The following is a 24894-nucleotide window of genomic DNA, read 5'->3' as shown; positions in this document are numbered from 1 at the left end:
TCAAATTTTAGTAACAAGTGTAAAACAGTTGACTACTATCGCAATCAGAAGAAGCGATAACAACCCATATACAGACGAATTTTCCAGCAGTTCGTGCTGGCGCTGCGTCTGAACGACCGGTTTCATTTTCATATCATCGGCAGGTATGCAAAGCAGAGATGCAGATTGCGGGGGACATCATCACACCAGAACGGCGCGACAGATTCAGCAGAAAACAGCGGTTCATTATCTCGTATCACCTCCACGGCCGCCCCTGACGGAACGAACCCACAAGCTAAAGTGTTAACCCGGCTGGAAGTGGCGACACGATGAATTCATCGAGCGCTTTTTTGGATGAGCCGCGCGTCGCGTTTTATACCGACAAGACGGGGAAAAAGCAAAAGATAAATGCGCAGAATGCCACCAGAGTTTGCAAATAATTTTCCTTCGCGATTACAACGTAATGCGACATGTTTCAAAAATAGCTGGAAATCCGATGAAGAAATCACCTAAAATAGCCGTCCAGATGTTAATCCATCTATACTGATTAACACTCAGACTGCCAGTGTCAGTAACCTGCAGGCCTTGGTAGAACCCTCTGCTATGGCTTTTCCGCACAACAGTTTGAGCTAAACATATTCTCCTTAGGTGAAACAAAATATGGCAAAACACCTTTTTACGTCCGAGTCCGTATCAGAAGGGCATCCTGACAAAATCGCTGACCAAATCTCTGATGCCGTGCTGGATGCTATCCTCGAGCAGGATCCTAAAGCACGTGTCGCATGTGAAACTTACGTGAAAACCGGCATGGTTTTAGTGGGCGGTGAAATCACCACCAGCGCATGGGTTGATATCGAAGAGATTACGCGTAATACCGTTCGCGAAATTGGCTATGTGCATTCCGACATGGGCTTTGATGCCAACTCTTGTGCCGTCCTGAGCGCCATCGGTAAGCAATCTCCGGATATCAACCAGGGCGTTGACCGTGCCGATCCGCTGGAACAGGGCGCGGGCGACCAGGGCCTGATGTTCGGCTATGCCACCAACGAAACTGACGTGCTGATGCCAGCACCAATCACCTACGCGCACCGTCTGGTACAGCGTCAGGCTGAAGTGCGTAAGAACGGCACGCTGCCATGGCTGCGTCCGGATGCGAAAAGCCAGGTCACCTTCCAGTATGACGACGGTAAAATCGTTGGCATTGATGCCGTGGTGCTTTCCACTCAGCATTGCGAAGATATTGACCAGAAATCCCTGCAAGAAGCGGTGATGGAAGAGATCATTAAGCCGGTTCTGCCGACCGAATGGCTGAGCGCGTCCACGAAATACTTCATCAACCCGACAGGACGCTTTGTGATCGGCGGCCCGATGGGCGACTGCGGCCTGACCGGACGTAAAATCATCGTTGATACCTACGGCGGCATGGCGCGTCACGGCGGCGGTGCGTTCTCTGGTAAAGATCCATCCAAGGTTGACCGTTCTGCAGCTTACGCGGCGCGTTATGTAGCGAAAAACATCGTCGCTGCCGGTCTGGCGGATCGTTGTGAGATCCAGGTTTCCTACGCTATCGGCGTAGCAGAACCAACCTCCATCATGGTAGAAACGTTCGGTACTGAAAAAGTCTCTTCTGAGCAACTGACTCTGCTGGTTCGTGAATTCTTCGACCTGCGTCCATACGGCCTGATTCAGATGTTGGATCTGCTGCACCCGATCTATAAAGAGACGGCGGCATACGGTCACTTTGGTCGCGAACATTTCCCATGGGAAAAAACCGACAAGGCGCAGCTTCTGCGCGAAGCGGCTGGTCTGAAGTAATTCCTCCTTACGGTGCCGGACACATCCAGTCCGGCCCGTTTGCGCCCTCTCTTCTTTTGCTGCGTAAGTTTGCGTGAAAGCGATTACAAACGCGATTACCTTCCCCTGCATACACCTTCTTCCTCGTACATTTCCTGTTTTGTTACACCATTTTTCAGTCTGGTCTTAATTCCAGGGGGTGTAATTCGGTCTATGGTTTAGAAATCCTTTTATTTTCATCTTTTTAAAATTTCACCTGACAAAATCAACATGTAAGCGATTACATGAGTGGAGGAAATAATGCCTGATAATAAAAAACAGGGGCGTTCAAATAAGGCGATGACATTTTTTGTCTGCTTTCTTGCAGCCCTGGCAGGGTTACTGTTTGGCCTGGATATTGGCGTCATTGCCGGAGCTTTACCATTCATTACCGATGAGTTCAAAATTTCCGCGCACACCCAGGAATGGGTGGTCAGCTCGATGATGTTTGGGGCCGCGGTCGGCGCTGTCGGTAGCGGCTGGCTCTCCTTTAAGCTCGGGCGCAAAAAGAGTTTGATGATCGGCGCGATCCTGTTTGTTGCCGGTTCCCTCTTCTCTGCCGCCGCGCCGAACGTTGAAGTACTTATTCTCTCTCGTGTGCTACTGGGTCTGGCGGTGGGCGTTGCCTCCTACACCGCGCCGCTGTATCTGTCGGAGATCGCACCTGAAAAGATCCGTGGCAGCATGATCTCGATGTATCAGTTAATGATCACCATCGGGATCCTTGGCGCTTACCTTTCAGATACCGCTTTCAGCTACAGCGGCGCATGGCGCTGGATGCTGGGCATCATTATCATTCCCGCCATTTTGCTGCTGATTGGCGTCTTCTTCCTCCCCGACAGCCCGCGCTGGTTCGCCGCGAAACGCCGCTTCCATGATGCCGAACGGGTGCTATTGCGCCTGCGCGATACTAGCGCAGAGGCCAAACGTGAACTGGAGGAGATTCGCGAAAGCCTGCAGGTAAAACAGAGCGGCTGGGCACTGTTCAAAGAGAACAGCAATTTCCGCCGCGCGGTCTTTCTTGGCGTGCTGTTGCAGGTGATGCAGCAGTTTACCGGGATGAACGTCATCATGTATTACGCGCCGAAAATCTTCGAACTGGCTGGCTACACCAATACCACCGAACAGATGTGGGGCACCGTGATTGTCGGTTTGACCAACGTGTTGGCAACCTTTATCGCCATTGGCCTGGTCGACCGCTGGGGCCGTAAGCCGACGTTAACGCTGGGCTTCCTGGTAATGGCCGCCGGAATGGGGATCCTGGGGACGATGATGCACATCGGCATTCATTCACCGACCGCGCAGTACTTCGCCATCGCCATGCTGCTGATGTTCATCATTGGTTTTGCGATGAGCGCCGGTCCGCTGATTTGGGTGCTGTGCTCTGAAATTCAGCCGCTGAAGGGGCGCGATTTCGGTATCACCTGCTCTACCGCCACAAACTGGATTGCCAATATGATCGTCGGCGCGACGTTCCTGACCATGCTTAACACCCTGGGTAATGCCAATACCTTCTGGGTTTACGCTGGCCTGAACGTCCTGTTTATTCTGTTGACGCTGTGGCTGGTGCCGGAAACCAAGCACGTCTCGCTGGAGCATATTGAGCGTAACCTGATGAAGGGGCGCAAACTGCGCGAAATTGGCGCACACGATTAATCCCCCTTGCGTCCTCCCTCAGCGGAGGACGCTCCCTCTTGCAGTCCCGCGTCTGGCGCACTATTCTCTGCCGTTATGAAAACCGCCCGTCTCCCCATCGCCGTCCAGCAAGCTGTCATGCGCAGCCTGCGAGAACATCTCGCCCAGGCTAACCTGAAGCTCGGACGCAACAACCCTGAACCGAAGCTGGTTTACCAGCAGCGCGGTACGTCTGCCGGAACCGCATGGCTGGAAAGCTACGAAATCCGCCTGAATCCGGTTCTGCTGATGGAAAATGTCGACGCCTTTATCAACGAAGTGGTGCCGCACGAGCTGGCGCATTTACTGGTGTGGAAGCAGTTTGGCCGGGTCGCGCCGCACGGCAAAGAGTGGAAATGGATGATGGAAAGCGTACTGGGCGTTCCCGCCCGCCGAACGCATCAGTTCGAGCTGCAATCCGTGCGCCGCAATACGTTCCCGTATCGCTGCCAGTGCCAGGAGCATCAGTTGACGATTCGCCGCCATAATCGCGTCGTGCGCGGTGAAGCCACCTACCGCTGTGTTCACTGCGGTGAACTCTTAGTTCCGCAAAGAAAATAATCATAATTTACAGGAACTTTTCTGATCTAACTGATTGCATCGCCGAACCACATTCGCTACGTTGCGGGCTCGTTTTGATACGGAGTTCATGATGTACCGTAATCTCTCCTTCGCCACCGCCCTTTTCACTGTGGCGTTTTCAGGCCAGACGTTAGCCGCTGGCATCAACAATTTCTCCCAGGCAAAAGCCGCTGGCGTAAAGGTCAACGCAGACGTTCCCGGCGACTTCTATTGCGGATGCAAAATCAACTGGCAGGGCAAGAAAGGCGTGGTCGATCTCGCCTCCTGCGGCTATAAAGTGCGCAAAAATGAGAATCGGGCCAGCCGAATCGAATGGGAACATGTGGTTCCAGCATGGCAGTTTGGCCACCAGCGCCAGTGCTGGCAGGACGGGGGACGGAAAAACTGTGCCAAAGATCCGGTCTACCGCAAGATAGAAAGCGACATGCATAACCTGCAACCTTCGGTCGGCGAGGTCAACGGCGATCGGGGGAACTTTATGTACAGTCAGTGGAACGGCGGTGAAGGCCAGTACGGACAGTGCGCCATGAAGGTCGATTTCAAAGAGAAATTGGCCGAGCCGCCTGCCCGCGCCCGTGGCGCCATCGCGCGGACTTACTTTTATATGCGCGACCAGTACAACCTGACCCTTTCCCGTCAGCAGACGCAGCTTTTTAACGCCTGGAATAAGATGTATCCGGTGACGGACTGGGAGTGCGAGCGCGACGCACGCATCGCCAGGATTCAGGGAAACCATAACCCTTACGTGCAACGCGCTTGCCAGGCGCAAAAGAGCTAACCTACACTAGCGGGATTATTTTTAACCCCTCCCCCACGCCCGGCAATCGCGTGGGGAGATAAGCGGATTTTAAACTATGCGCATTCCCCGCATTTATCACCCTGAACCTATCACCCCCGGCAGCCAGTTCTCTCTGTGTGAAGATGCCGCCAACCATATTGGCCGCGTCCTGCGGATGGGGGCAGGTCAGGCTCTGCAACTGTTTGATGGCAGCAATCAGGTCTTTGACGCGGAAATCACAAGCGCCAGCAAGAAAAGCGTGGAAGTTAAGGTATTACGCGGCGAGATCGACGATCGTGAATCGCCGCTGCATATTCACCTTGGACAGGTGATGTCTCGCGGCGAAAAAATGGAATTCACTATCCAGAAATCGATCGAGCTGGGTGTAAGCCTCATTACGCCACTTTTTTCTGAGCGCTGCGGCGTTAAACTGGACAGCGAACGTCTGAACAAGAAGCTCCAGCAGTGGCAGAAAATTGCAATTGCTGCCTGCGAGCAGTGCGGTCGTAACCGGGTGCCGGAAATTCGCCCGGCGATGGATCTGGAAGCCTGGTGTGCGGAACAGGATGAAGGCCTGAAGCTGAACCTCCATCCCCGCGCCAGTGACAGCATCAACACGTTACCGCTGCCGGTTGAGCGCGTTCGCCTGCTGATAGGTCCGGAAGGCGGACTGTCGGCGGATGAAATTGCCATGACCGCGCGTTATCAGTTTACTGATATTCTGTTAGGACCTCGCGTTCTGCGTACTGAGACAACTGCGCTCACCGCCATTACCGCACTACAGGTGCGATTTGGCGATCTGGGCTAACGGAGAAGAATAATGATCAAGCTCGGCATCGTGATGGACCCCATCGCAAGCATCAACATCAAGAAAGATTCCAGCTTCGCTATGCTGCTGGAAGCGCAACGTCGTGGTTACGAACTTCATTACATGGAGATGGCCGATCTTTATCTGATCAACGGCGAAGCCCGCGCCCGTACACGCACGCTGAGCGTCGAACAAAATTACGACCAATGGTATGAATTCACCGGTGAACAGGATCTGCCGCTCGCCGATCTCGACGTCATTCTGATGCGTAAAGATCCGCCGTTTGATACCGAATTCATTTACGCCACTTACATTCTGGAACGTGCGGAAGAGAAAGGGACGCTGATTGTTAACAAGCCGCAGAGCCTGCGCGACTGTAACGAGAAGCTGTTTACCGCCTGGTTCTCCGATCTCACCCCAGAAACGCTGGTCACGCGCAATAAGGCGCAGTTGAAAGCCTTCTGGCAGAAACACAGCGATATCATTCTTAAACCGCTGGATGGCATGGGCGGCGCGTCCATTTTCCGGGTGAAGGAAGGCGATCCGAACCTCGGCGTGATAGCCGAAACCCTGACCGAGCACGGCACTCGCTACTGCATGGCGCAGAACTATCTGCCCGCGATTGTCGATGGCGACAAGCGTGTGCTGGTCGTGGATGGCGAACCGGTGCCGTACTGCCTGGCGCGTATTCCGCAGGGGGGCGAAACCCGTGGTAACCTCGCCGCCGGTGGACGCGGTGAGCCACGTCCGTTAACCGAAAGCGACTGGGAAATCGCCCGCCGCATTGGGCCGACGCTGAAAGCTAAAGGGCTAATTTTTGTCGGTCTGGACATCATCGGCGATCGCCTGACGGAGATTAACGTCACCAGCCCGACCTGTATTCGCGAGATCGAAGCCGTATTCCCGGTTTCTATTACCGGGATGCTGATGGACGCCATTGAAGCGCGCCTGAAGAAGTAAACGTTGATTGCCGGATGGCGATGCTTTCGCGTCCTATCCGGCCTACCTGTTGCACCCCCAGGCCGGATAAGGCGAAGCCAGCATCCGGCAAAGCTATTTTCAGAGGGTGACAACTGAGCGCTTTGCCCACATACTGACCCCCTGTTGTTTTTTTGAACCAGGAAACAGAACCTCTGACAATGAATTTACAGCATCACTTTCTTATTGCCATGCCTGCTCTCCACGATCCGTTTTTCCGCCGCTCCGTGGTGTACATTTGCGAACATAACGAAGATGGCGCAATGGGGATTATTGTGAATAAACCCCTGGAAAATCTCCAGATCGATGGGATTCTGGAAAAACTGAAAATTAAGCCCGAACCACGGGATCCGGCGATCCGTCTGGATAAAGCGGTCATGCTCGGCGGCCCGCTGGCGGAAGATCGAGGGTTTATTCTCCACACGCCGCCGTCACGTTTCTCTTCCAGCATTCGTATTTCGGATAACACCGTGATCACCACCTCACGCGACGTGCTCGAAACGTTGGGGACGAGCGAACAACCTGCCGAAGTGCTGGTTGCGCTGGGCTATTCCTCCTGGGACAAGGGCCAGCTTGAGCAAGAGCTGCTGGATAACGCATGGCTGACCGCGCCTGCGGATCTCAATATCCTGTTTAAAACGCCAATTGCCGACCGCTGGCGTGAAGCCGCTAAACTGATTGGCATCGACATTCTGACCATGCCCGGTGTGGCGGGGCACGCCTGATGAGCGGAACGTTACTGGCCTTTGACTTTGGCACCAAAAGTATCGGCGTGGCGATTGGCCAGCGCATCACCGGCACCGCGCGCGCGCTGCCGGCCATTAAAGCGCAGGACGGTACACCGGACTGGAACCTGATCGAGCGCCTGCTAAAAGAGTGGCAGCCGGATGAAATCATCGTCGGGCTCCCACTCAACATGGACGGCACCGAGCAGCCGCTGACGGCACGCGCCCGCAAGTTCGCTAACCGCATACATGGCCGCTTTGGCGTTACCGTCACACTGCATGACGAACGCCTCAGTACCGTCGAAGCCCGTTCCGGCCTGTTCGAGCAGGGCGGCTATCGTGCGCTGAATAAAGGTAAGATCGACTCCGCCTCCGCCGTGATTATCCTCGAAAGCTATTTCGAGCAGGGATACTGATTCCTCCCGGCAAACTGGCCTATAAACGCCCTTGCGCCTGTCGCTGTTGCAGGCTTTGGGCAAAAGTCATCATTCCTGACTGCTGCCCGGTCTGAACGATATGCGGCAACTGGTGGGTTTTCCCTTCACGAATTAAATTTCCTGTCGCAGGCGTATTGATCAGCAGTTCAAACAGCGCAACGCGTCCCGACTGCTTATCAGGCTCCAGCTTTTGTGACAGTACGGCGCACAGGCTACCCGCCAGTTGACTGCGTACCGGATCTTTTTCCTGTGCCGGAAAGGTATCCACCAGCCGTTCGATCGCCTGCACTGCCCCCCGCGTATGCAGCGTTGCCAGTACCAGGTGCCCTGTTTCCGCCGCCGTCAGCGCCAGTCGAATGGTTTCGCTGTCGCGAAGTTCTCCCAGCAGGATGACGTCCGGATCTTCCCGCAGCGCGGCGCGTAGCCCTGACGCGAACGACGGGCAGTGCAGCCCCACCTCGCGTTGCTGAATCAAACAGCGCTGGCTGGAATAGAGAAATTCGATGGGGTCTTCCAGCGTCAGAATGTGTCCGTCAACGTGCTGATTCAGCCACTCCACCATTGCTGCAAGCGTGGTTGACTTGCCGCTGCCCGTCGCGCCCGTGACCAGAATCAGTCCGTTCTCGCGGGTCAGCAGTTCAGGTAATGCAGATGGTGTCCCCAGTTCTTCAAGCGTCGGACAGTGTGTCGGCAACAGACGCAGCGCCAGCGATGTCCCCTGCCGCTGGTGAAAAGCACTGGCTCGCAGGCGCTGGTTATCCGCAAGCGTGACCGCGAAATCAAGCTGGCCGTTTTGTCGTAACGCCGCCAGTTGCCCTTCATCCAGCCAGTGCACCAACAGGCGGGCAACATCTGGCGCGGTGAGCGGCGCGCTCTCCATGCGCCCTCGCTTTCGCCAGCGTGCGGGCCATGCATCACTCAGGTGTAGATCCGAGACGTTATGCTTTACACTAAGGGCCACAATTTCTTCCATATTCATAGATACCTCCTCGGAAAATGAACGATATCGCGCATAACCTGGCACAGGTCCGGGACAAAATCTCAGCGGCCGCATCGCGTTGCGGCCGCGCTTCAGAAGAAGTCACGTTGCTTGCAGTGAGTAAAACCAAACCTGCGAGTGCCATCGAAGAAGCGATTGCCGCCGGGCAGTCTGCATTCGGTGAAAACTATGTGCAGGAAGGGGTGGAAAAAATCCGTCACTTTCGTGAGAAAGGTGTTGAGGGGTTGCAGTGGCACTTTATTGGTCCGCTACAGTCCAACAAAAGCCGTCTGGTGGCAGAGCACTTTGACTGGTGCCATACCATCGACCGCCTGCGCATTGCGGCACGACTGAGCGAACAGCGTCCGGAAGGGATGGCGCCTTTGAACGTGCTGATTCAAATCAACATCAGCGATGAAAACAGTAAGTCTGGTATTACGCTTGACGCACTGGATGCGCTTGCCGCAGAGGTTGCCGAATTGCCGAAACTCCGCCTGCGCGGACTGATGGCGATCCCCGCGCCTGAGTCAGATTATGTAAGGCAGTTTGAAGTCGCACGCCAAATGGCTGTAGCATTTGCCGGGCTGAAAACACGCTATCCTGACGTCGATACCCTGTCACTGGGTATGTCGGACGACATGGATGCCGCCATTGCGGCAGGTAGCACGATGGTTCGTATCGGCACTGCCATTTTTGGTGCCCGTGATTACACAAAAAATTAAGGAAATCTGAGGAACGCCATGAATACGTTGACCTTCTTGCTCTCAACGGTAATTGAGCTGTACACCATGGTGCTGTTATTGCGCATCTGGATGCAATGGGCTCGCTGTGACTTTTATAACCCTTTATCCCAGTTTGTGGTGAAGATTACACAACCGGTCATTGGACCATTGCGCCGTATTATTCCTGCAATGGGGCCGGTCGATAGCGCATCATTACTGGTGGCGTATATCCTCAGCTTTATCAAAGCGATTGTGCTGTTTAAAGTGGTGACTTTTCTGCCGATCATCTGGATCGCAGCGTTACTCATCGTACTCAAAACGATTGGCTTACTGATCTTCTGGGTGTTGCTGGTGATGGCGATTATGAGCTGGGTGAGCCAGGGGCGTAGCCCGATTGAGTACGTACTCATTCAGCTTGCGGAACCGTTGCTACGCCCGATTCGCCGTATTCTTCCGGGAATGGGCGGCATCGATTTTTCTCCGATGATCCTCGTGTTGCTTCTGTATGTGGTCAATATGGGTATCGGCGAAGTCCTGCAGGCTACCGGTAATATGCTGCTGCCGGGGCTGTGGATGGCGCTATGAGTGCCGTGACACGCTGCGATGACGGTCTGGTTTTACGGCTCTATATTCAGCCGAAAGCCAGCCGCGACAGCATTGTGGGATTACATGGCGACGAGCTGAAAGTCGCCATTACCGCGCCCCCCGTAGACGGCCAGGCGAACAGTCATCTGGTGAAGTTTCTCGGGAAGCAGTTCCGCGTGGCCAAGAGCCAGGTCGTGATTGAAAAGGGCGAACTTGGCCGCCATAAACAGGTTAAAATCATTCATCCGCAACAGATCCCGCCAGAAGTCGCGGCGTTAACTGATTAGGTATCCTATGCAAAAAGTAGTCCTCGCAACCGGCAATGCCGGTAAAGTGCGTGAGCTTGCGTCGCTGTTAAGCGACTTCGGGCTTGAAGTCGTGGCGCAAACCGACCTCGGCGTCGATTCTGCCGATGAAACCGGCCTGACCTTTATTGAAAACGCGATCCTGAAAGCGCGTCATGCCGCACAGGTGACCGGACTTCCGGCTATTGCCGATGATTCTGGCCTGGCCGTGGATTTTCTGGGCGGTGCGCCGGGGATCTACTCCGCCCGCTATTCCGGCGAAGGCGCGACCGATCAAAAGAACCTGGAAAAGCTGTTAGAAACGCTAAAAGAGGTGCCTGATGAGAAACGCCAGGCGCGCTTCCACTGCGTTCTGGTCTATCTGCGCCATGCTGAAGATCCGACGCCGCTGGTGTGCCACGGCAGTTGGCCTGGCGTGATCGCCCGTACAGCCGCAGGCAGCGGCGGCTTTGGCTACGATCCCATCTTCTTCGTTCCTTCAGAGGGCAAAACCGCCGCTGAACTGACGCGTGAAGAAAAAAGTGCTATTTCGCACCGTGGTCAGGCGCTGAAGCTGCTACTGGAAGCCCTGCGTAATGGTTAAGTTGCCACCGCTGAGTCTTTACATTCACATCCCGTGGTGTGTGCAGAAATGCCCGTACTGCGACTTCAACTCGCATGCATTAAAAGGCGAAGTCCCACACGATGATTACGTCCAGCATCTGCTGAACGACCTCGACGCGGATGTCGCGTATGCACAGGGGCGTGAAGTAAAGACCATTTTTATTGGTGGCGGTACGCCGAGCCTGCTCTCCGGCCCGGCAATGCAAACGTTGCTTGACGGAGTACGCGCGCGCCTGAACCTGGCAGCGGATGCAGAAATCACGATGGAAGCGAACCCCGGAACAGTAGAAGCCGACCGCTTCGTTGACTATCAGCATGCCGGGGTGAACCGTATCTCCATCGGCGTACAGAGCTTCAGCGAAGACAAGCTGAAACGTCTTGGACGCATTCACGGTCCGGAAGAAGCTAAACGCGCGGCGAATCTCGCCGGCGGTTTAGGGCTGCGCAGTTTCAATCTCGATCTGATGCACGGCCTGCCCGATCAGTCACTGGAGGAGGCACTGGCCGATCTGCAACAGGCCATTGTGCTGAATCCGCCGCACCTGTCGTGGTATCAACTGACCATTGAACCCAACACATTGTTTGGTTCACGGCCACCGGTATTACCGGATGACGACGCGCTGTGGGATATCTTCGAGCAGGGCCATCAGTTACTGACTGCCGCCGGTTATCAGCAGTATGAAACCTCTGCCTATGCCAAACCGGGCTATCAGTGCCAGCATAATCTGAACTACTGGCGCTTCGGTGACTATCTGGGGATTGGCTGCGGTGCACATGGCAAAATCACGTTTGCCGATGGCCGCATTCTGCGTACCACTAAAACGCGCCACCCGCGCGGATACATGCAGGGGCGTTATCTCGAAAGCCAGCGCGAGGTCGATCAGGCCGATAAGCCGTTTGAGTTCTTTATGAACCGCTTCCGCCTGCTGGAAGCCGCACCGCGCAGTGAATTTAGCGCCTATACAGGACTCAACGAAACGGCGATCAGGCAGCAGCTAGATGAAGCAATTGCGCAGGGTTACCTCACCGAAAATGAAACGTCCTGGCAGATTACGCAGCACGGAAAATTCTTCCTGAATACCCTTCTTGAATTATTTCTTCCCGAATAATAATGATGCGCCTTTTAAACGGCGCACATTCACCCACGCTATTAATTCGGTAATACCGAACTCATAGATCGTCTTTATTTGATAATTTTAATGCTCATTATTATTAATTGTTGAATAACACTTTTCTTATTCAAAAAAATATATCCAACCCAGCGCACAAAACGCGAATAAACTCCTTTCGGCCCACGCATTAGCCATTAAGATGGCGCATAGATGTACGACAACTATGTCAATCTATCATACAGAACATCATTTATTACCATCAGATATAAACCAACCTTTGCCCTGGTGCATGGAGCTGACCTATGAAAAATAGATTGTTTTCTCGTTCATTATTATGTGCTTCCCTTCTCGCCCTGCTGAGTACGAGCGCCATCGCGGCAGAGAAAGTCACCCTTAAACTTGCACACAATCTTGAACGTAGCCATGTTGTACACCAGGCTTTTGAAGAACTGGCAAAAGAGGTGAAACAACTTTCTGATGGCAAAATGACGGTGCGAATTTATCCCAGCAGTCAGATGGGTAATCCCCGCGAAACCATGGAACTGCTACAAAACGGCGCGCTGGATATGACCAAAGGCTCCGCCAGCGATCTGGAATCATTTGACAACGTTTATGCAATTTATAATTTGCCTTTCTTATTTAAAGACCAAAATCATTTCAACAAAGTGGTATTTGGCGAGGTGGGCAAAGAAATTATGGATTCCACGAAAGATAAAGGATTTTTTGCGCTTTCTGCCTACGTAGCCGGTACGCGTAGCTTCTACGCGAAAAAGCCCATCACTAAACCAGAAGATTTGAAAGGGCTGAAAATCCGCGTTCAGCCAAGCCCAACGACCATCAAAATGATTGAGCTGATGGGCGGTTCCCCAACGCCAATCTCCTTTGGCGAGGTTTATACCGCCATGCAGCAAGGTGTGGTTGATGGCGCAGAAAATAACGTGCCTTCCTGGGTGCAGACCCGCCACATCGAGATCGCCAAAGTTTTTTCTGAAGATGAACACGCCTCCATTCCGGACTTTTTAGTGATCTCAACAAAAACCTGGGACACGTTGACGCCAGAGCAGCAGCAGATCCTGACTACCGCGGCTAAAAACTCAGAAGCGTACCAGCAGAAGTTGTGGGACAAGATCGATGCCGATACCCGCGCTCAGGCAAAAGCCATGGGCGGCGAGATTGTGAAAGTGGAAAAAGCGCCGTTCCGCGCCGCTGTCCAGCCGCTGTTCGATGATTTCAAGAAAGATCCAAAGCAGGCGGCTCTGCTGGAAAAATTTGAGAGCGCAGCACAGTAACCATCTTTCTGGGCCAGCCTCTGGCCCAGTTCACCAGGATTTTAATGATGATATTTAACCGCCTTAAACTTGCGGTAGACCGCGTCATTGCCGCATTTTCAGTCATCGTCATGGTTGCGCTGGTTGTCTGCGTCGTCTGGCAGGTATTTAGCCGTTATGTACTCAACCAGCCAAGTACTTTAACCGACGAGCTTGCGCGTTTTTTGATGATCTGGGTCGGCCTGCTCGGCGCCGCCTACACGGTGGGCGCGCAGCGTCATCTATCAATCGACCTTCTCGCTATGTCACTGAATAAGCGCAAGCAAGCGCTGCTTAATTTGCTGATAAATTTACTGATTTTCTGCTTCGCGGGTTCGGTCATCGTGACGGGTGGTATCAAACTGATCAACAAAACACTGGCGACTGCACAGGTTTCTGCGGCAATGCAGATCCCGATGGGCTACGTGTACATTATTTTGCCGCTGTGTGGCGGAGTGATGATGTTCTATGCCCTGTGGTTTATTTATCAAAGCATTCAGCAACTGAAAAATTGTTCGCAGGGAGTCGTCTGATGGATAGCTATATCGCCCTTACCCTCTTCGGCTGTTTCTTTCTGTTAGTGTTCATCGGCGTTCCTATCTCTTTTTCCATCGGCATTGCCACCGTTGCCTCGATGCTGCTGATGTTCCCCTGGGATATCGCCGTCATTACCGTCTCTCAGCGTCTGGCGAACGGGCTGGATAATTTTGCGCTGCTCGCCATTCCCTTCTTTATTTTCGCCGGTACGCTGATGAACAGCGGTGGGATTGCCATCCGCCTGATTAACCTGGCGCAGGTGATGGTAGGTCGTGTTCCGGGCTCGCTCGGTCACGTTAACGTGCTGGCGAATATGATGTTTGGATCGATCTCCGGCTCCGCTGTGGCAGCTGCCGCAGCAGTAGGCGGGACGCTTAACCCAATCCAGACGAAGCAGGGCTATGACCCGACGTTTTCCACCGCAGTGAACGTTTCATCCTGCATTACCGGTCTGTTGATCCCACCGTCCAACGTGTTGATCGTTTTTTCCCTGACCGCGGGTGGCGTTTCGGTTGCGTCATTGTTTATGGCGGGCTACCTGCCAGGGATCCTGATGGGGCTGGCGATTATGGTGGTGTGCGCGATTATCGCCAGACGTCGCAACTACCCGCTTTCTGAACGACCGACCTGCGCACAGGCGTTTAAAGCGCTGCTGGATGCGCTGCCAAGTCTGCTGCTGGTGATTATCGTGATGGGCGGCATTCTCGGCGGGATCTTTACCGCGACCGAGGCTTCAGCTATCGCCGTGGTTTATACCTTCATTCTATCTGTGCTGATTTATCGCGAAGTGAAATGGCGCGATCTGCCGAAATTGATCCTGGAATCGGTGGTGACGACCTCGATCGTCCTGTTGCTGATCGGCTTCTCGGTGGGTATGTCATGGGCAATGACCAACGCGGACATTCCTTACATGATCAGCGATACGCTAATGGGCATTTCGGATAATCCGCTCATCATCCTGTTGTTAATCAATATCGTGCTGCTGATTGTCGGCATCTTTATGGATATGACACCTGCTGTGCTGATCTTTACCCCAATCTTTCTGCCGATTGCGCAGGAGCTGGGCATGGACCCGGTCCACTTCGGCATTATGATGGTGTCGAATCTGTGTATCGGCCTGCTGACCCCACCGGTGGGAAGCGCGTTGTTTGTTGGCTGTTCGATTTCCGGGGTGAAGATACAGCAGCTCATTCAACCGCTGCTGCCGTTCTATGCCGCGCTGCTGATCGCGCTGATGATGATCACCTATATCCCGCAGATTTCCCTGTTTGTTCCACAGTTGTTGGGATTGATGTAAAAGAAAACCGGGTGAGGACATGCCCTCATCCGGCTATTGTTACTCGTTGTAGGCCGGATAAGGCACTTAGTGCCGCCATCCGGCATTTCTTATCGGACCGTTAATGCGTTCCGTGTTAGTACTGATTAAACATGGTCTGGATCTGCTGCGGATCTTTGGTCTGCGTCAGAGCCAGTTGCAGCAGAACGCGCGCTTTCTGCGGGTTCAGTGAACCAGACGCAACGAAACCATACTTCGCATCATCGATTTCTGCATCCTGAGTGGTAGCCCCCGTTGGAACACGGGAGGAACGCACGACTAACGTCCCTTTCTGCGCGGCGGTCGCCAGCGTATCAAACATAGTTTTATACAGGTTACCGTTACCAACACCGGCAGTCACAATCCCTGCGTAGCCCGCATCAATCAGCGCTTTAGCAGGAAGGTCAGAGGCGTTGGCATAGCTGTAAACGATGCCGACTTTCGGCAGTTCGCTCAGTTTAGAAACATCGAACGGAGTAGAGGTGGTGTGCTTACGCGCCGGCGTGCGCTGATAGTCAATCTTACCGTTATGAATGTAACCCAGCGGTCCATAGTTCACGGATTTAAAGGTCGCGACATCAGTGGTATTGGTTTTGGTCACGTCGCGGCCGTCAAGAACCGTATCGTTCATGACCACCAGCACGCCACGGTTAGCAGAAGCTTTGTCCGCTGCTGTGACTACCGCGTTATACAGGTTAAACGGACCGTCTGCACTCATCCCGGTGGATGGACGCATTGCCCCCACCAGCACCACTGGCTTATTACACTTCACGGTCAGGTCGAGGAAATAAGCGGTTTCTTCCATGGTGTCCGTACCGTGGGTAATCACGAACCCATCGGTATTATCACAGTCGGCGTTGATCTTCTTCGCCAGCGTCAGCCAGACCTCATCATTCATGTCCTGCGAACCAATATTGACGACCTGCTCGCCTTTAACGTTCGCAATGTCCTTAAGCTGGGGAACGGCATTCACCAGGTTTTGTACACCCACCTTACCCGCCGTGTAATTGGATTTGGTCGCGGAGTCACCGCCACCGGCGATGGTTCCCCCGGTCGCCAGAATGGTGACATTTGGTAAAGCCAGTGCAGCACCGCTAAAGCCCATAACCAATGCGGCAAGTGCCGTTTTCTTGAAAAACTCCATGTTATTTCTCCAGTTACGTGAATTTGCCGCATTATCCCAATGTTACAGATGAATAATGTGACACCCTCCGATTAACCAGATAAATATATTATGAGAAATGTTAAATTTAGAGCTTGATATCAAAATGAAGCAAAACGAGAAAACAAAATGGCACAGAGACGATCTGTGCCATTGTTTTTTATGACGGGATTATTTCAGGCTGCTGACCAGCGCCTTGCGACTGTCTTCCAGCGTGACAACGCGGCTACAGACATCTTTACCGAACTGCTGGAAGTCTTTTTCCTGCTTCTTCCATTCGTCCTGAATAGAGGTTTGTAAGCCACCGAGGCTACCCAGCACGCCCTGCAATGGATTACCGCCGCCTTTGAGCACCGCTTTGGCTCCCATCTCGTTGATGCTGTCCTGCAGAATGCCGCCCATTGCCTGGTTCACCAGCTGCTGCCCCTCAGAGCGCACCTGGTCAATGGCTTTATAGTGGAAGGTCAGGCCGTCGGTACGGTGCTCAATGATGCGATTCATCTGCTCTTTCAACTGGGCATCGAGTTTGGTCAGACGACCACGCATGTTGCTGCTTTCGCCCACTTCTTTGGCGATGATTTTATCCAGCGCCACGCGGCCTTTTTCCACTCGGTTTCTGGCACCTTCGTCAATCCAGGGCAGGGCGCTTCGCAGATCCGCCTGGTAATCTCTCGCCTGCTCACGCTGTACGGCGCTAAGCGTGTATTGTTTACCGTTGTACATGACGTTGCCGTCAGGCGTGATAACCAGATTGCCGTTCTCGCCCTTCACCTGCACCGTTTGCGGACTCAGAATCACATCATCACGCGGGTTAACGCTGCACTGGTAATCTGCGTGAGCGGTCATTGCGGTAACAGAAAGCGCTGCCGCCAGCAGCATTTTGCGCATCATAACTTTCCCTCAAGACAAATCGGGCCAGCAATTGCTGGCCCCGTATGTTTTGTTAGTCCCACCAAACGTCGAAAAGTTCGCTGGTACGCACTTCTTCAAGCTTATGCTCTTCCAGCCACTTACGCACAACGGCCTGATGTTCTTCAGTGCATTTGCCAATTTCCTGCATGCAGATCAGACCTTCCCAGGCCAGATAGCCGCTGCCGTCAAAGGCCAGTTTATTTGGCTCGATGACGTCATTGATAAAGTCGTCGACGAGTTTATCAACCTGCTCGCCTGTGGTGCCTTCCGGGAAACGCCATGCCACCGAAAACCCTAACTCCTGGAATTCGTCAATGTGCATTTTTTTACGCAGACGACGGCTACGGTTCTTTGCCATTATTTCACCCTCTCGAACATTAAGTCCCATACGCCGTGACCAAGACGATGGCCACGTTGTTCAAATTTGGTTACCGGGCGCGATTCCGGGCGCGGTACATAATCGTTACTCTCTGACAGGTTTTTGTACCCGTCGATGGAGGACATCACTTCCAGCATGTGTTCTGCATAGGCTTCCCAGTCGGTCGCCATATGGAACACGCCGCCCAGCTTCAGTTTACTTTTAACCAACTCCGCAAAGGGAACCTGAACGATACGGCGTTTATTATGACGCGCTTTATGCCACGGGTCAGGGAAAAAGAGCTGTACCATGGTTAAAGAATTGTCAGGAATCATTTTATGCAGCACTTCGACGGCGTCGTGACACATCACTCGCAGGTTTTCGACACCCTCTTCATGGGCAGATGACAGGCACGCGCCGACGCCCGGTGAATGGACTTCAATGCCGAGGAAATTCTGTTCCGGGCGCGCTTTGGCCATCGCCACCAGAGAGGCACCCATGCCGAAACCAATCTCAAGCGTAACCGGTCCTTCACGGCCAAACAGCGCGGCGAAATCAACAGATTCTTCGCTGAACTCAACGCCCATCACCGGCCAGTAATTTTCCAGCGCGTGTTCCTGCCCTTTCGTCAGTCGCCCCTGGCGACGAACGAAGCTACGAATCCGGCGCAGTGGACGGCCGTTTTCATCAAATTCCGCTGAGATGACGTCGTTTTTCATAAAAGTTAAGTCTGCTTGTGATTGAGGTCTGAAAACGGGCATTATCCAAAGTTAGTTGCCGGATGCAAGTAAAGGAAGAGTGTGAGCTGCGGAAAGTTCCGGTTTACACCCCGTTGCCTCTGTGCTGGAATCTCGCCCCCAACACTAAAGAATTCGGTGACCATGCAAGCGTCTCAATTTTCAGCCCAGGTTCTGGACTGGTACGATAAATACGGGCGAAAAACCCTGCCCTGGCAAATCGATAAGACGCCTTACAAAGTATGGCTCTCAGAAGTGATGCTGCAACAGACTCAGGTTGCGACGGTTATCCCCTATTTTGAACGCTTTATGGCCCGCTTCCCAACGGTGACTGACCTTGCTAACGCGCCGCTGGATGAAGTACTGCACCTGTGGACCGGGCTGGGCTATTACGCCCGCGCGCGCAATCTGCACAAGGCGGCTCAGCAGGTCGCCACGCTGCACAACGGCGTTTTTCCGCAAACCTTCGACGAAGTGGCCGCCCTGCCTGGCGTTGGCCGTTCAACCGCAGGGGCTGTGCTTTCTCTCTCACTGGGTAAACCTTTTCCGATTCTCGACGGTAACGTAAAACGCGTACTGGCTCGCTGCTATGCTGTTAGCGGCTGGCCAGGAAAAAAAGAGGTCGAGAATACGCTGTGGGCGCTGAGCGAAGACGTGACGCCGGTTAATGGCGTGGAGCGTTTTAACCAGGCGATGATGGATTTAGGCGCGATGGTTTGTACGCGATCAAAACCTAAGTGTGCGCTGTGCCCTTTGCAGAACGGATGTATTGCCGCCGCAAATGAAAGCTGGTCGTTGTACCCTGGCAAAAAACCGAAACAAACGCTGCCGGAGCGAACCGGTTATTTTCTGCTGATGCAGCATGAGGATGAGGTGCTGCTGTCGCAGCGTCCCCTCAGTGGATTGTGGGGCGGATTATACTGTTTCCCACAGTTCTCCAGCGAAGAGGAACTACGTGAATGGCTGGCGCAACGGCATCTGAACGCTGATAATCTGACCCAGCTAAACGCCTTTCGTCATACCTTCAGCCATTTCCATCTGGATATTGTGCCTATGTGGCTTACTGTGTCCTCATCAGTTTCCTGCATGGATGAAGGTAACGCGCTCTGGTATAACTTAGCGCAACCGCCATCCGTTGGTCTGGCTGCTCCCGTGGAGCGTTTAATACAGCAGTTACGTACCGGTGCGCCCGTTTAACGCAGCGGTCGAATAAGAGGATTTGTTATGAGCAGAACAATTTTTTGCACGTTCCTGCAACGTGAAGCAGAAGGTCAGGACTTCCAGTTGTACCCCGGCGAGCTGGGAAAACGCATTTACAACGAGATTTCGAAAGAAGCGTGGGCGCAGTGGCAACAGAAGCAGACCATGCTGATCAACGAAAAGAAACTCAATATGATGAACGTCGAGCATCGTAAGCTGCTGGAGCAGGAGATGATCAACTTCCTGTTTGAAGGTAAGGACGTTCACATTGAAGGGTATACGCCAGAATCATAAGAACCGTTGCCGGATAGCGCTGCGTTATCCGGCCAACGATTAAATCTGGGCCTTTCAAAACAACAAACACAACACGCACTCCCGGAATGATGAAAAAATTACTCGCGCTTGCTGTTATTGCGCCGTTGCTCATCTCCTGCTCCAGTTCGACCAAAAAAGGCGATTCTTATAATGAAGCCTGGGTCAAGGATACCAACGGTTTTGATATTCTCATGGGGCAATTTGCCCACAACATTGAAAATCTGTGGGGCTACCAGGAAGTCCTGATCGCCGGTCCGAAGGACTATGTGAAGTATACCGATCAGTACCAAACACGCAGTCACATTAACTTCGATGCCGGTACCATGACCGTAGAAACCATCGCCGGAACTGACCCCGCAGGCCATTTGCGTCGCGCCATCATCAAAACGCTGCTGATGGGGGACGATCCCAGCTCGGTCGACCTTTATTCTGACGTCGATGACATTCAGATTTCGCGTGAGCCGTTTCTGTACGGTCAGGTGCTCGATCACACCGGGCAACCTATCCGCTGGGAAGGACGCGCCACCAGCTTCGCCGATTATCTGTTACAAACGCGCCTGAAAAGCCGCAGTAACGGTATCCGTAAGATCTTCAGCGTGACGATAAACCTGGTGCCGAATCACCTGGATAAACGTGCGCACAAATACCTCGGCATGGTCCGCCAGGCCTCGCATAAATACGGTATCGACGAGTCGCTGATTCTGGCGATCATGCAAACTGAATCATCATTTAACCCTTACGCGGTCAGCCGTTCTGATGCGCTGGGTCTGATGCAGGTCGTGCAGCATACCGCCGGGAAAGACGTCTATCGTTCGCAAGGGCGCTCGGGTACGCCAAGCCGCAGCTATCTGTTCGATCCGGCCAGCAACATTGATACCGGTACCGCGTATCTGGCGATACTCAATAACGTCTATTTAGGCGGCATTGATAACCCGACCTCACGACGCTATGCGGTCATCACTGCCTATAACGGCGGCGCAGGCAGCGTTTTACGCGTGTTCTCGAACGATAAAATTCAGGCGGCTAATATCATCAACAGCATGACGCCTGGAGATGTTTACCAGACACTGACTACCCGCCACCCTTCGGCTGAATCACGTCGCTATTTGTATAAAGTGAATTCGGCACAAAAATCCTATCGGCGTAAATAAACGCCCTGCCCGCTCCCGGTTAAGCCGACGAGCGGGCAACCCCAAAATGTTAACTTCGTCACTCTTTTGCATTGCAAAAAAGGAATTGTTTGCAATTATTTGTCGCAGGTAACAAAAAAACATCCGCACTCATTGATAGAATCACATCATATTGCAACGGCGAATGTGCCAATTGAAACATCCATCCGCATTTTGGTGTGAGGAAATTAACATGAATCTTAAGCTGCAGCTGAAAATACTCTCCTTTCTGCAGTTCTGTCTGTGGGGAAGCTGGCTGACCACCCTCGGCTCCTATATGTTCGTCACCCTCAAATTTGACGGTGCTTCTATTGGCGCAGTGTATAGCTCACTGGGGATCGCCGCCGTCCTGATGCCGACGCTGTTAGGGATCGTGGCGGATAAATGGCTGAGTGCAAAATGGGTCTATGCCATTTGTCACGCGGTGGGCGCGGCAACGTTATTTATGGCTGCCGAAGTCACCACGCCCGGAGCGATGTTCTTTGTTATCTTGCTGAACTCGCTGGCCTATATGCCAACGCTGGGCTTGATCAATACGATCTCTTATTACCGCCTCCAGTCTGCGGGAATGGACATCGTGACCGACTTCCCGCCAATCCGCATCTGGGGCACCATCGGCTTTATTATTGCTATGTGGGCGGTGAGCTTCTCTGGCTTCGAACTGAGCCACATGCAGCTGTATATCGGTGCCGTACTCTCTGTAGTGCTGGTGCTCTTTACCTTCACGCTGCCGCATATTCCAGTCGCTAACCAGCAGAAAAACCAAAGCTGGACCGCGATGCTGGGTCTGGATGCGTTTGCCCTGTTTAAAAACAAGCGCATGGCGATCTTCTTTATTTTCTCGATGATGCTGGGCGCAGAGCTGCAGATTACCAATATGTTCGGTAACACCTTCCTGCACAGCTTCGATAATAACCCTCTCTTCTCCGGCAGCTTTATCGTGGAACATGCGTCGGTGATGATGTCGATTTCGCAGATCTCCGAAACGTTGTTCATCCTGACGATCCCGTTCTTCCTGAGCCGCTACGGCATCAAAAATGTCATGCTGATCAGTATCATCGCGTGGATGCTGCGCTTCGGTTTGTTCGCCTATGGTGACCCGACGCCGTTCGGTACCGTGCTGCTGGTATTGTCGATGATTGTCTACGGTTGCGCCTTCGACTTCTTCAACATCTCCGGTTCGGTATTTGTGGAAAAAGAAGTTCGCCCGGAAATCCGCGCCAGTGCGCAGGGGATGTTCCTGATGATGACCAACGGCTTCGGCTGCATCCTGGGTGGCGTGGTGAGCGGTAAAGTGGTGGAAATGTATACTCAGAACGGCATTACTGACTGGCAGACCGTATGGTTGATCTTCGCGGGTTACTCGCTGGTACTGGCCTTCGCGTTTGTAGCGCTGTTTAAGTACAAACACGTTCCGGCTCAGGCAGGTACGCAGACCATCGCACATTAATATTGCTTATTCCGGCCTACCCCAAGCGGTAGGCCGGATAAGACGCCAAAGCGCCGCCATCCGGCGCTTCTGCCCCGCTTATTTCAGCACATAGCCATACAACCGCTTAATCCCGTCGGCATCAGTTTCACTGTAAACCCCCTGCAACTCCGGCGAGAAGCCTGGCAACATATTGACGCCTTCTTCCAGCGCCAGGAAATAACGCTGTACTGCACCGCCCCACTCTTCTCCCGGCACCACGCAAAGCACGCCTGGAGGATAAGGCAACGCCCCTTCCGCCGCGATACGCCCTCCGGCATCAGCGATACGCACCAGCTCGACGTCGCCGCGAATAAACGCACTGTTAGCATCCTGCGGATTCATCGCGATCCGTGGCAAACTTTCCCGGCGGAACATTGCTTTTTGCAGGTCCTTCACGTTAAAGCTGACATACAGGTCGTGCATCTCCTGACACAGTTCCCGCAGCGTGTAGTCGCGATAACGTACCGGATATTTGTTGAAAATGGTCGGCAGCACCTCGGCAAGCGGCGTATCCTCGTCAATATGCTGTTCAAACTGCGCGAGCATGGCCACCAGATGCGCCATCTTCTCGGGACTTTCCGCTGGAGTGAGCAGGAAGAGAATCGAGTTAAGATCGCATTTCTCCGGCACGATGCCGTTTTCCCGCAGATAGTGCGCCAGAATCGTTGCCGGAATGCCAAAGTCGCTGTAACGCCCGGTTTGCGCATCAATCCCCGGCGTGGTGAGGAGGAGCTTGCAGGGGTCAACAAAATACTGATCATCAGCATAGCCTTCAAAGCCATGCCATTTTGCCCCTGGCACGAAGCTGAAGAAGCGTCGCTCGCTGGCAATCACCGCTGTCGGATGTTCCTGCCAGGGCTTGCCGTCGACGACAGGCGGAATAAACGGTTGGAGCATTTTGCATCTGGCAAGGATTGCCTTACGCGCTTCAATACCTGATTCCACGCATTCCGCCCAAAGACGGCGACCACTCTCCCCTTCATGAATTTTGGCATTAACGTCCAGTGCAGCAAACAGCGGGTAAAACGGGCTGGTCGAGGCGTGCAGCATAAACGCATTGTTCAGCCGTTTATGGGGGCAAAAACGAGCCTGACCGCGAATGTGGTTATCTTTTTTGTGGATCTGCGAACTCTGCGAGAATCCGGCCTGTTGCTTATGCACCGACTGGGTAACAAAAATACCCGGATCGTTTTCATTCAGCTCAAGCAGCAGCGGCGAACTATCGGCCATCATCGGGATAAATTGCTCGTAGCCGACCCAGGCGGAGTCAAACAGAATGTAGTCACAGAGATGGCCGATTTTATCGATGACCTGACGAGCGTTATAAATGGTGCCGTCATAGGTGCCAAGCTGGATGATCGCCAGGCGGAACGGACGCGCTACGTCGGCTTTTTCAGGACTCACTTCGCGTATCTGCGCGCGCAAATACGCCTCGTTAAAGCAGTGCTCATCAATACCACCGATAAAACCAAACGGGTTGCGGGCCGCTTCCAGATACACCGGCGTAGCACCCGCCTGGATTAGCGCGCCGTGGTGATTTGACTTGTGGTTGTTGCGATCGAACAACACCAGATCGCCGCGCGTCAGTAACGCATTGGTGACCACCTTATTCGCCGCCGAGGTGCCATTCAGGACAAAGTACGTTTTGTCGGCATGAAACACCTTCGCCGCGAACTTCTGCGCGTGTTTCGCTGAGCCTTCGTGGATCAGTAAATCCCCCAGCTTGACGTCGGCGTTGCACATATCCGCCCGAAAGACATTCTCGCCAAAAAAGTCATAAAAGTGACGCCCGGCAGGATGCTTTTTAAAGAACGCCCCATGCTGATGTCCCGGACAGGCGAAGGTGCTGTTCCCCATCTCAACGTATTGCGTCAGCGTGTCGTAAAACGGCGGCAGAAGATTCTCCTCATACTGACAGGCCGCAGACTCCAGCTCCAGCCAGTCCTGCGCGTTACCGCTGATAAGCGCCGTCACCCCGGCAGGCACGTCCAGTTTCTCTTCAGAAAGGATAAACACCGGAAGATGGAAGCCCGTACGCTTAAGCAGCGCAAGAATGCCGCTGCGACTGTCGGCGGCAGTGATTACCACTGCCGCGACATCGGTAAAGTCGGTACTGTCCAGCGTCACAACGCCACGGTGGGTAGATAAACGAGAAACCAGTTCACCACTGGCGGCAATGTTCATTGAATTCATAAGCGCAAAAACCCGTTCGGGAGAGTAAGGGCCCCGGACAAGACATACTGCCTTGCCCCATAAGATGTTGCGTCCCGACTGGACACCAGCCTCGGCCGCCAGACATCACACACTTCCT

Annotated in this window: 27 protein-coding genes; 20 read left to right on the top strand and 7 right to left on the bottom strand. The window is 53.4% G+C overall.

The window, feature by feature from the left end; all coding sequences use genetic code 11:
- Window positions 1-132 (bottom strand): acid stress response protein YqgB, encoded by a 132-nt coding sequence (gene yqgB / locus HVY19_RS03520; RefSeq protein WP_181683002.1) that lies wholly within the window; start codon window positions 130-132, stop codon window positions 1-3.
- Window positions 133-639: 507 nt separating this feature from the next.
- Between yqgB and metK the strand changes: the two genes are divergently transcribed.
- From metK to ruvX, 8 genes are all read left to right on the top strand, one after another.
- Window positions 640-1794: a methionine adenosyltransferase gene (gene metK / locus HVY19_RS03510; RefSeq protein WP_181683000.1), complete on the top strand. Its 1155-nt coding sequence runs from the start codon at window positions 640-642 to the stop codon at window positions 1792-1794.
- Window positions 1795-2073: 279 nt separating this feature from the next.
- Complete coding sequence (gene galP / locus HVY19_RS03505) at window positions 2074-3468, top strand: galactose/proton symporter (RefSeq protein ID WP_181682999.1); 1395 nt, start codon at window positions 2074-2076, stop codon at window positions 3466-3468.
- 75 nt (window positions 3469-3543) lie between these two features.
- A complete protein-coding gene (locus HVY19_RS03500; RefSeq protein WP_181682998.1) occupies window positions 3544-4047 on the top strand; it encodes a SprT family zinc-dependent metalloprotease in 504 nt (167 codons plus the stop codon).
- A 91-nt stretch (window positions 4048-4138) separates the two neighbouring features.
- Window positions 4139-4846 carry a deoxyribonuclease I gene (endA, locus tag HVY19_RS03495; protein WP_181684207.1) on the top strand — a complete coding sequence of 236 codons (708 nt, stop codon included), beginning with the start codon at window positions 4139-4141 and terminating at the stop codon, window positions 4844-4846.
- Between the two features lie 76 nt (window positions 4847-4922).
- A complete protein-coding gene (gene rsmE, locus HVY19_RS03490; RefSeq protein ID WP_181682997.1) occupies window positions 4923-5654 on the top strand; it encodes a 16S rRNA (uracil(1498)-N(3))-methyltransferase in 732 nt (243 codons plus the stop codon).
- 12 nt (window positions 5655-5666) lie between these two features.
- Entirely contained in the window at window positions 5667-6614 is a 948-nt protein-coding gene (gene gshB / locus HVY19_RS03485; RefSeq protein WP_181682996.1) for a glutathione synthase, read from the top strand.
- A 179-nt stretch (window positions 6615-6793) separates the two neighbouring features.
- A complete protein-coding gene (locus HVY19_RS03480; protein ID WP_181682995.1) occupies window positions 6794-7357 on the top strand; it encodes a YqgE/AlgH family protein in 564 nt (187 codons plus the stop codon).
- Window positions 7357-7773, top strand: a complete 417-nt coding sequence (gene ruvX, locus HVY19_RS03475; protein WP_181682994.1) for a Holliday junction resolvase RuvX — start codon at window positions 7357-7359, stop codon at window positions 7771-7773. The genes HVY19_RS03480 and ruvX overlap by 1 nt, the downstream gene beginning before the upstream one ends.
- A gap of 19 nt (window positions 7774-7792) precedes the next feature.
- Here the strand turns inward: ruvX and HVY19_RS03470 are convergent, their stop codons facing one another.
- Window positions 7793-8773: a type IV pilus twitching motility protein PilT gene (locus HVY19_RS03470; RefSeq protein ID WP_181682993.1), complete on the bottom strand. Its 981-nt coding sequence runs from the start codon at window positions 8771-8773 to the stop codon at window positions 7793-7795.
- A 17-nt stretch (window positions 8774-8790) separates the two neighbouring features.
- On the opposite strand from HVY19_RS03470, the gene HVY19_RS03465 reads away from it, so the two are divergent.
- The 8 genes from HVY19_RS03465 to HVY19_RS03430 all read left to right on the top strand — a co-directional run bounded on the left by HVY19_RS03465 (window position 8791) and on the right by HVY19_RS03430 (window position 15241).
- Window positions 8791-9495, top strand: coding sequence for a YggS family pyridoxal phosphate-dependent enzyme (locus HVY19_RS03465; RefSeq protein ID WP_181682992.1), 705 nt, complete (start codon window positions 8791-8793; stop codon window positions 9493-9495).
- A gap of 18 nt (window positions 9496-9513) precedes the next feature.
- The gene (locus HVY19_RS03460) at window positions 9514-10080 is read left to right on the top strand and encodes a YggT family protein (RefSeq protein WP_181682991.1); all 567 of its coding nucleotides are present in this window, start codon (window positions 9514-9516) and stop codon (window positions 10078-10080) included.
- Window positions 10077-10367 (top strand): DUF167 family protein YggU, encoded by a 291-nt coding sequence (yggU, locus tag HVY19_RS03455; RefSeq protein ID WP_044255664.1) that lies wholly within the window; start codon window positions 10077-10079, stop codon window positions 10365-10367. Before HVY19_RS03460 ends, yggU begins: the two co-directional genes overlap by 4 nt.
- 7 nt (window positions 10368-10374) lie before the next feature.
- Window positions 10375-10968, top strand: a complete 594-nt coding sequence (locus HVY19_RS03450; protein ID WP_181682990.1) for an XTP/dITP diphosphatase — start codon at window positions 10375-10377, stop codon at window positions 10966-10968.
- A complete protein-coding gene (gene hemW / locus HVY19_RS03445; RefSeq protein ID WP_181682989.1) occupies window positions 10961-12097 on the top strand; it encodes a radical SAM family heme chaperone HemW in 1137 nt (378 codons plus the stop codon). Before HVY19_RS03450 ends, hemW begins: the two co-directional genes overlap by 8 nt.
- A 305-nt stretch (window positions 12098-12402) precedes the next feature.
- On the top strand, window positions 12403-13389 hold the full coding sequence (locus HVY19_RS03440; protein ID WP_181682988.1) for a TRAP transporter substrate-binding protein: 987 nt from the start codon (window positions 12403-12405) through the stop codon (window positions 13387-13389).
- Between the two features lie 47 nt (window positions 13390-13436).
- Entirely contained in the window at window positions 13437-13940 is a 504-nt protein-coding gene (locus HVY19_RS03435) for a TRAP transporter small permease (RefSeq protein ID WP_181684206.1), read from the top strand.
- Window positions 13940-15241: a TRAP transporter large permease subunit gene (locus HVY19_RS03430; protein WP_181682987.1), complete on the top strand. Its 1302-nt coding sequence runs from the start codon at window positions 13940-13942 to the stop codon at window positions 15239-15241. The genes HVY19_RS03435 and HVY19_RS03430 overlap by 1 nt, the downstream gene beginning before the upstream one ends.
- A gap of 115 nt (window positions 15242-15356) precedes the next feature.
- On the opposite strand, the gene ansB is transcribed toward HVY19_RS03430, so the two are convergent.
- The 4 genes from ansB to trmB form a co-directional block, all read right to left on the bottom strand.
- The gene (ansB, locus tag HVY19_RS03425) at window positions 15357-16403 is read right to left on the bottom strand and encodes an L-asparaginase 2 (protein ID WP_181682986.1); all 1047 of its coding nucleotides are present in this window, start codon (window positions 16401-16403) and stop codon (window positions 15357-15359) included.
- 189 nt (window positions 16404-16592) lie between these two features.
- Complete coding sequence (locus HVY19_RS03420) at window positions 16593-17312, bottom strand: DUF2884 domain-containing protein (RefSeq protein WP_181682985.1); 720 nt, start codon at window positions 17310-17312, stop codon at window positions 16593-16595.
- Between the two features lie 52 nt (window positions 17313-17364).
- A complete protein-coding gene (locus HVY19_RS03415) occupies window positions 17365-17691 on the bottom strand; it encodes a YggL family protein (RefSeq protein WP_181682984.1) in 327 nt (108 codons plus the stop codon).
- The gene (gene trmB, locus HVY19_RS03410; RefSeq protein WP_181682983.1) at window positions 17691-18410 is read right to left on the bottom strand and encodes a tRNA (guanosine(46)-N7)-methyltransferase TrmB; all 720 of its coding nucleotides are present in this window, start codon (window positions 18408-18410) and stop codon (window positions 17691-17693) included. The genes HVY19_RS03415 and trmB overlap by 1 nt, the downstream gene beginning before the upstream one ends.
- 162 nt (window positions 18411-18572) lie before the next feature.
- On the opposite strand from trmB, the gene mutY reads away from it, so the two are divergent.
- The 4 genes from mutY (at window position 18573) to HVY19_RS03390 (ending at window position 22562) form a co-directional block, all read left to right on the top strand.
- A complete protein-coding gene (gene mutY / locus HVY19_RS03405; RefSeq protein WP_181682982.1) occupies window positions 18573-19625 on the top strand; it encodes an A/G-specific adenine glycosylase in 1053 nt (350 codons plus the stop codon).
- Window positions 19626-19652: 27 nt separating this feature from the next.
- A complete protein-coding gene (locus HVY19_RS03400) occupies window positions 19653-19922 on the top strand; it encodes an oxidative damage protection protein (protein WP_181682981.1) in 270 nt (89 codons plus the stop codon).
- 86 nt (window positions 19923-20008) lie between these two features.
- Complete coding sequence (gene mltC / locus HVY19_RS03395; protein WP_181682980.1) at window positions 20009-21094, top strand: membrane-bound lytic murein transglycosylase MltC; 1086 nt, start codon at window positions 20009-20011, stop codon at window positions 21092-21094.
- A gap of 211 nt (window positions 21095-21305) precedes the next feature.
- Window positions 21306-22562, top strand: coding sequence for a nucleoside permease (locus HVY19_RS03390; RefSeq protein ID WP_181682979.1), 1257 nt, complete (start codon window positions 21306-21308; stop codon window positions 22560-22562).
- Between the two features lie 78 nt (window positions 22563-22640).
- Here the strand turns inward: HVY19_RS03390 and HVY19_RS03385 are convergent, their stop codons facing one another.
- A complete protein-coding gene (locus tag HVY19_RS03385; protein WP_181682978.1) occupies window positions 22641-24776 on the bottom strand; it encodes an ornithine decarboxylase in 2136 nt (711 codons plus the stop codon).
- Window positions 24777-24894: the final 118 nt, after the last annotated feature.

The sequence above is a fragment of the Citrobacter sp. RHB25-C09 genome, assembly GCF_013836145.1.
GTDB lineage: Bacteria > Pseudomonadota > Gammaproteobacteria > Enterobacterales > Enterobacteriaceae > Citrobacter_A.
This window is presented reverse-complemented; position numbering and strand designations above follow the sequence as displayed.

Excerpts from the sequence above, each read along its gene's own strand:
- HVY19_RS03440 (WP_181682988.1), top strand. The coding sequence starts at position 12,403 with ATGAAAAATAGATTGTTTTCTCGTTCATTATTATGTGCTTCCCTTCTC.
- HVY19_RS03500 (WP_181682998.1), top strand. The coding sequence starts at position 3,544 with ATGAAAACCGCCCGTCTCCCCATCGCCGTCCAGCAAGCTGTCATGCGC.
- yggU (WP_044255664.1), top strand. The coding sequence starts at position 10,077 with ATGAGTGCCGTGACACGCTGCGATGACGGTCTGGTTTTACGGCTCTAT.
- HVY19_RS03430 (WP_181682987.1), top strand. The coding sequence starts at position 13,940 with ATGGATAGCTATATCGCCCTTACCCTCTTCGGCTGTTTCTTTCTGTTA.
- HVY19_RS03435 (WP_181684206.1), top strand. The coding sequence starts at position 13,437 with ATGATATTTAACCGCCTTAAACTTGCGGTAGACCGCGTCATTGCCGCA.
- HVY19_RS03480 (WP_181682995.1), top strand. The coding sequence starts at position 6,794 with ATGAATTTACAGCATCACTTTCTTATTGCCATGCCTGCTCTCCACGAT.
- HVY19_RS03465 (WP_181682992.1), top strand. The coding sequence starts at position 8,791 with ATGAACGATATCGCGCATAACCTGGCACAGGTCCGGGACAAAATCTCA.
- endA (WP_181684207.1), top strand. The coding sequence starts at position 4,139 with ATGTACCGTAATCTCTCCTTCGCCACCGCCCTTTTCACTGTGGCGTTT.
- yqgB (WP_181683002.1), bottom strand. The coding sequence starts at position 132 with ATGAAAATGAAACCGGTCGTTCAGACGCAGCGCCAGCACGAACTGCTG.
- rsmE (WP_181682997.1), top strand. The coding sequence starts at position 4,923 with ATGCGCATTCCCCGCATTTATCACCCTGAACCTATCACCCCCGGCAGC.
- galP (WP_181682999.1), top strand. The coding sequence starts at position 2,074 with ATGCCTGATAATAAAAAACAGGGGCGTTCAAATAAGGCGATGACATTT.
- HVY19_RS03470 (WP_181682993.1), bottom strand. The coding sequence starts at position 8,773 with ATGAATATGGAAGAAATTGTGGCCCTTAGTGTAAAGCATAACGTCTCG.
- metK (WP_181683000.1), top strand. The coding sequence starts at position 640 with ATGGCAAAACACCTTTTTACGTCCGAGTCCGTATCAGAAGGGCATCCT.
- HVY19_RS03415 (WP_181682984.1), bottom strand. The coding sequence starts at position 17,691 with ATGGCAAAGAACCGTAGCCGTCGTCTGCGTAAAAAAATGCACATTGAC.
- trmB (WP_181682983.1), bottom strand. The coding sequence starts at position 18,410 with ATGAAAAACGACGTCATCTCAGCGGAATTTGATGAAAACGGCCGTCCA.
- HVY19_RS03400 (WP_181682981.1), top strand. The coding sequence starts at position 19,653 with ATGAGCAGAACAATTTTTTGCACGTTCCTGCAACGTGAAGCAGAAGGT.
- gshB (WP_181682996.1), top strand. The coding sequence starts at position 5,667 with ATGATCAAGCTCGGCATCGTGATGGACCCCATCGCAAGCATCAACATC.
- HVY19_RS03385 (WP_181682978.1), bottom strand. The coding sequence starts at position 24,776 with ATGAATTCAATGAACATTGCCGCCAGTGGTGAACTGGTTTCTCGTTTA.
- ansB (WP_181682986.1), bottom strand. The coding sequence starts at position 16,403 with ATGGAGTTTTTCAAGAAAACGGCACTTGCCGCATTGGTTATGGGCTTT.
- mltC (WP_181682980.1), top strand. The coding sequence starts at position 20,009 with ATGATGAAAAAATTACTCGCGCTTGCTGTTATTGCGCCGTTGCTCATC.
- HVY19_RS03450 (WP_181682990.1), top strand. The coding sequence starts at position 10,375 with ATGCAAAAAGTAGTCCTCGCAACCGGCAATGCCGGTAAAGTGCGTGAG.
- hemW (WP_181682989.1), top strand. The coding sequence starts at position 10,961 with ATGGTTAAGTTGCCACCGCTGAGTCTTTACATTCACATCCCGTGGTGT.
- HVY19_RS03390 (WP_181682979.1), top strand. The coding sequence starts at position 21,306 with ATGAATCTTAAGCTGCAGCTGAAAATACTCTCCTTTCTGCAGTTCTGT.
- ruvX (WP_181682994.1), top strand. The coding sequence starts at position 7,357 with ATGAGCGGAACGTTACTGGCCTTTGACTTTGGCACCAAAAGTATCGGC.
- HVY19_RS03420 (WP_181682985.1), bottom strand. The coding sequence starts at position 17,312 with ATGATGCGCAAAATGCTGCTGGCGGCAGCGCTTTCTGTTACCGCAATG.
- HVY19_RS03460 (WP_181682991.1), top strand. The coding sequence starts at position 9,514 with ATGAATACGTTGACCTTCTTGCTCTCAACGGTAATTGAGCTGTACACC.
- mutY (WP_181682982.1), top strand. The coding sequence starts at position 18,573 with ATGCAAGCGTCTCAATTTTCAGCCCAGGTTCTGGACTGGTACGATAAA.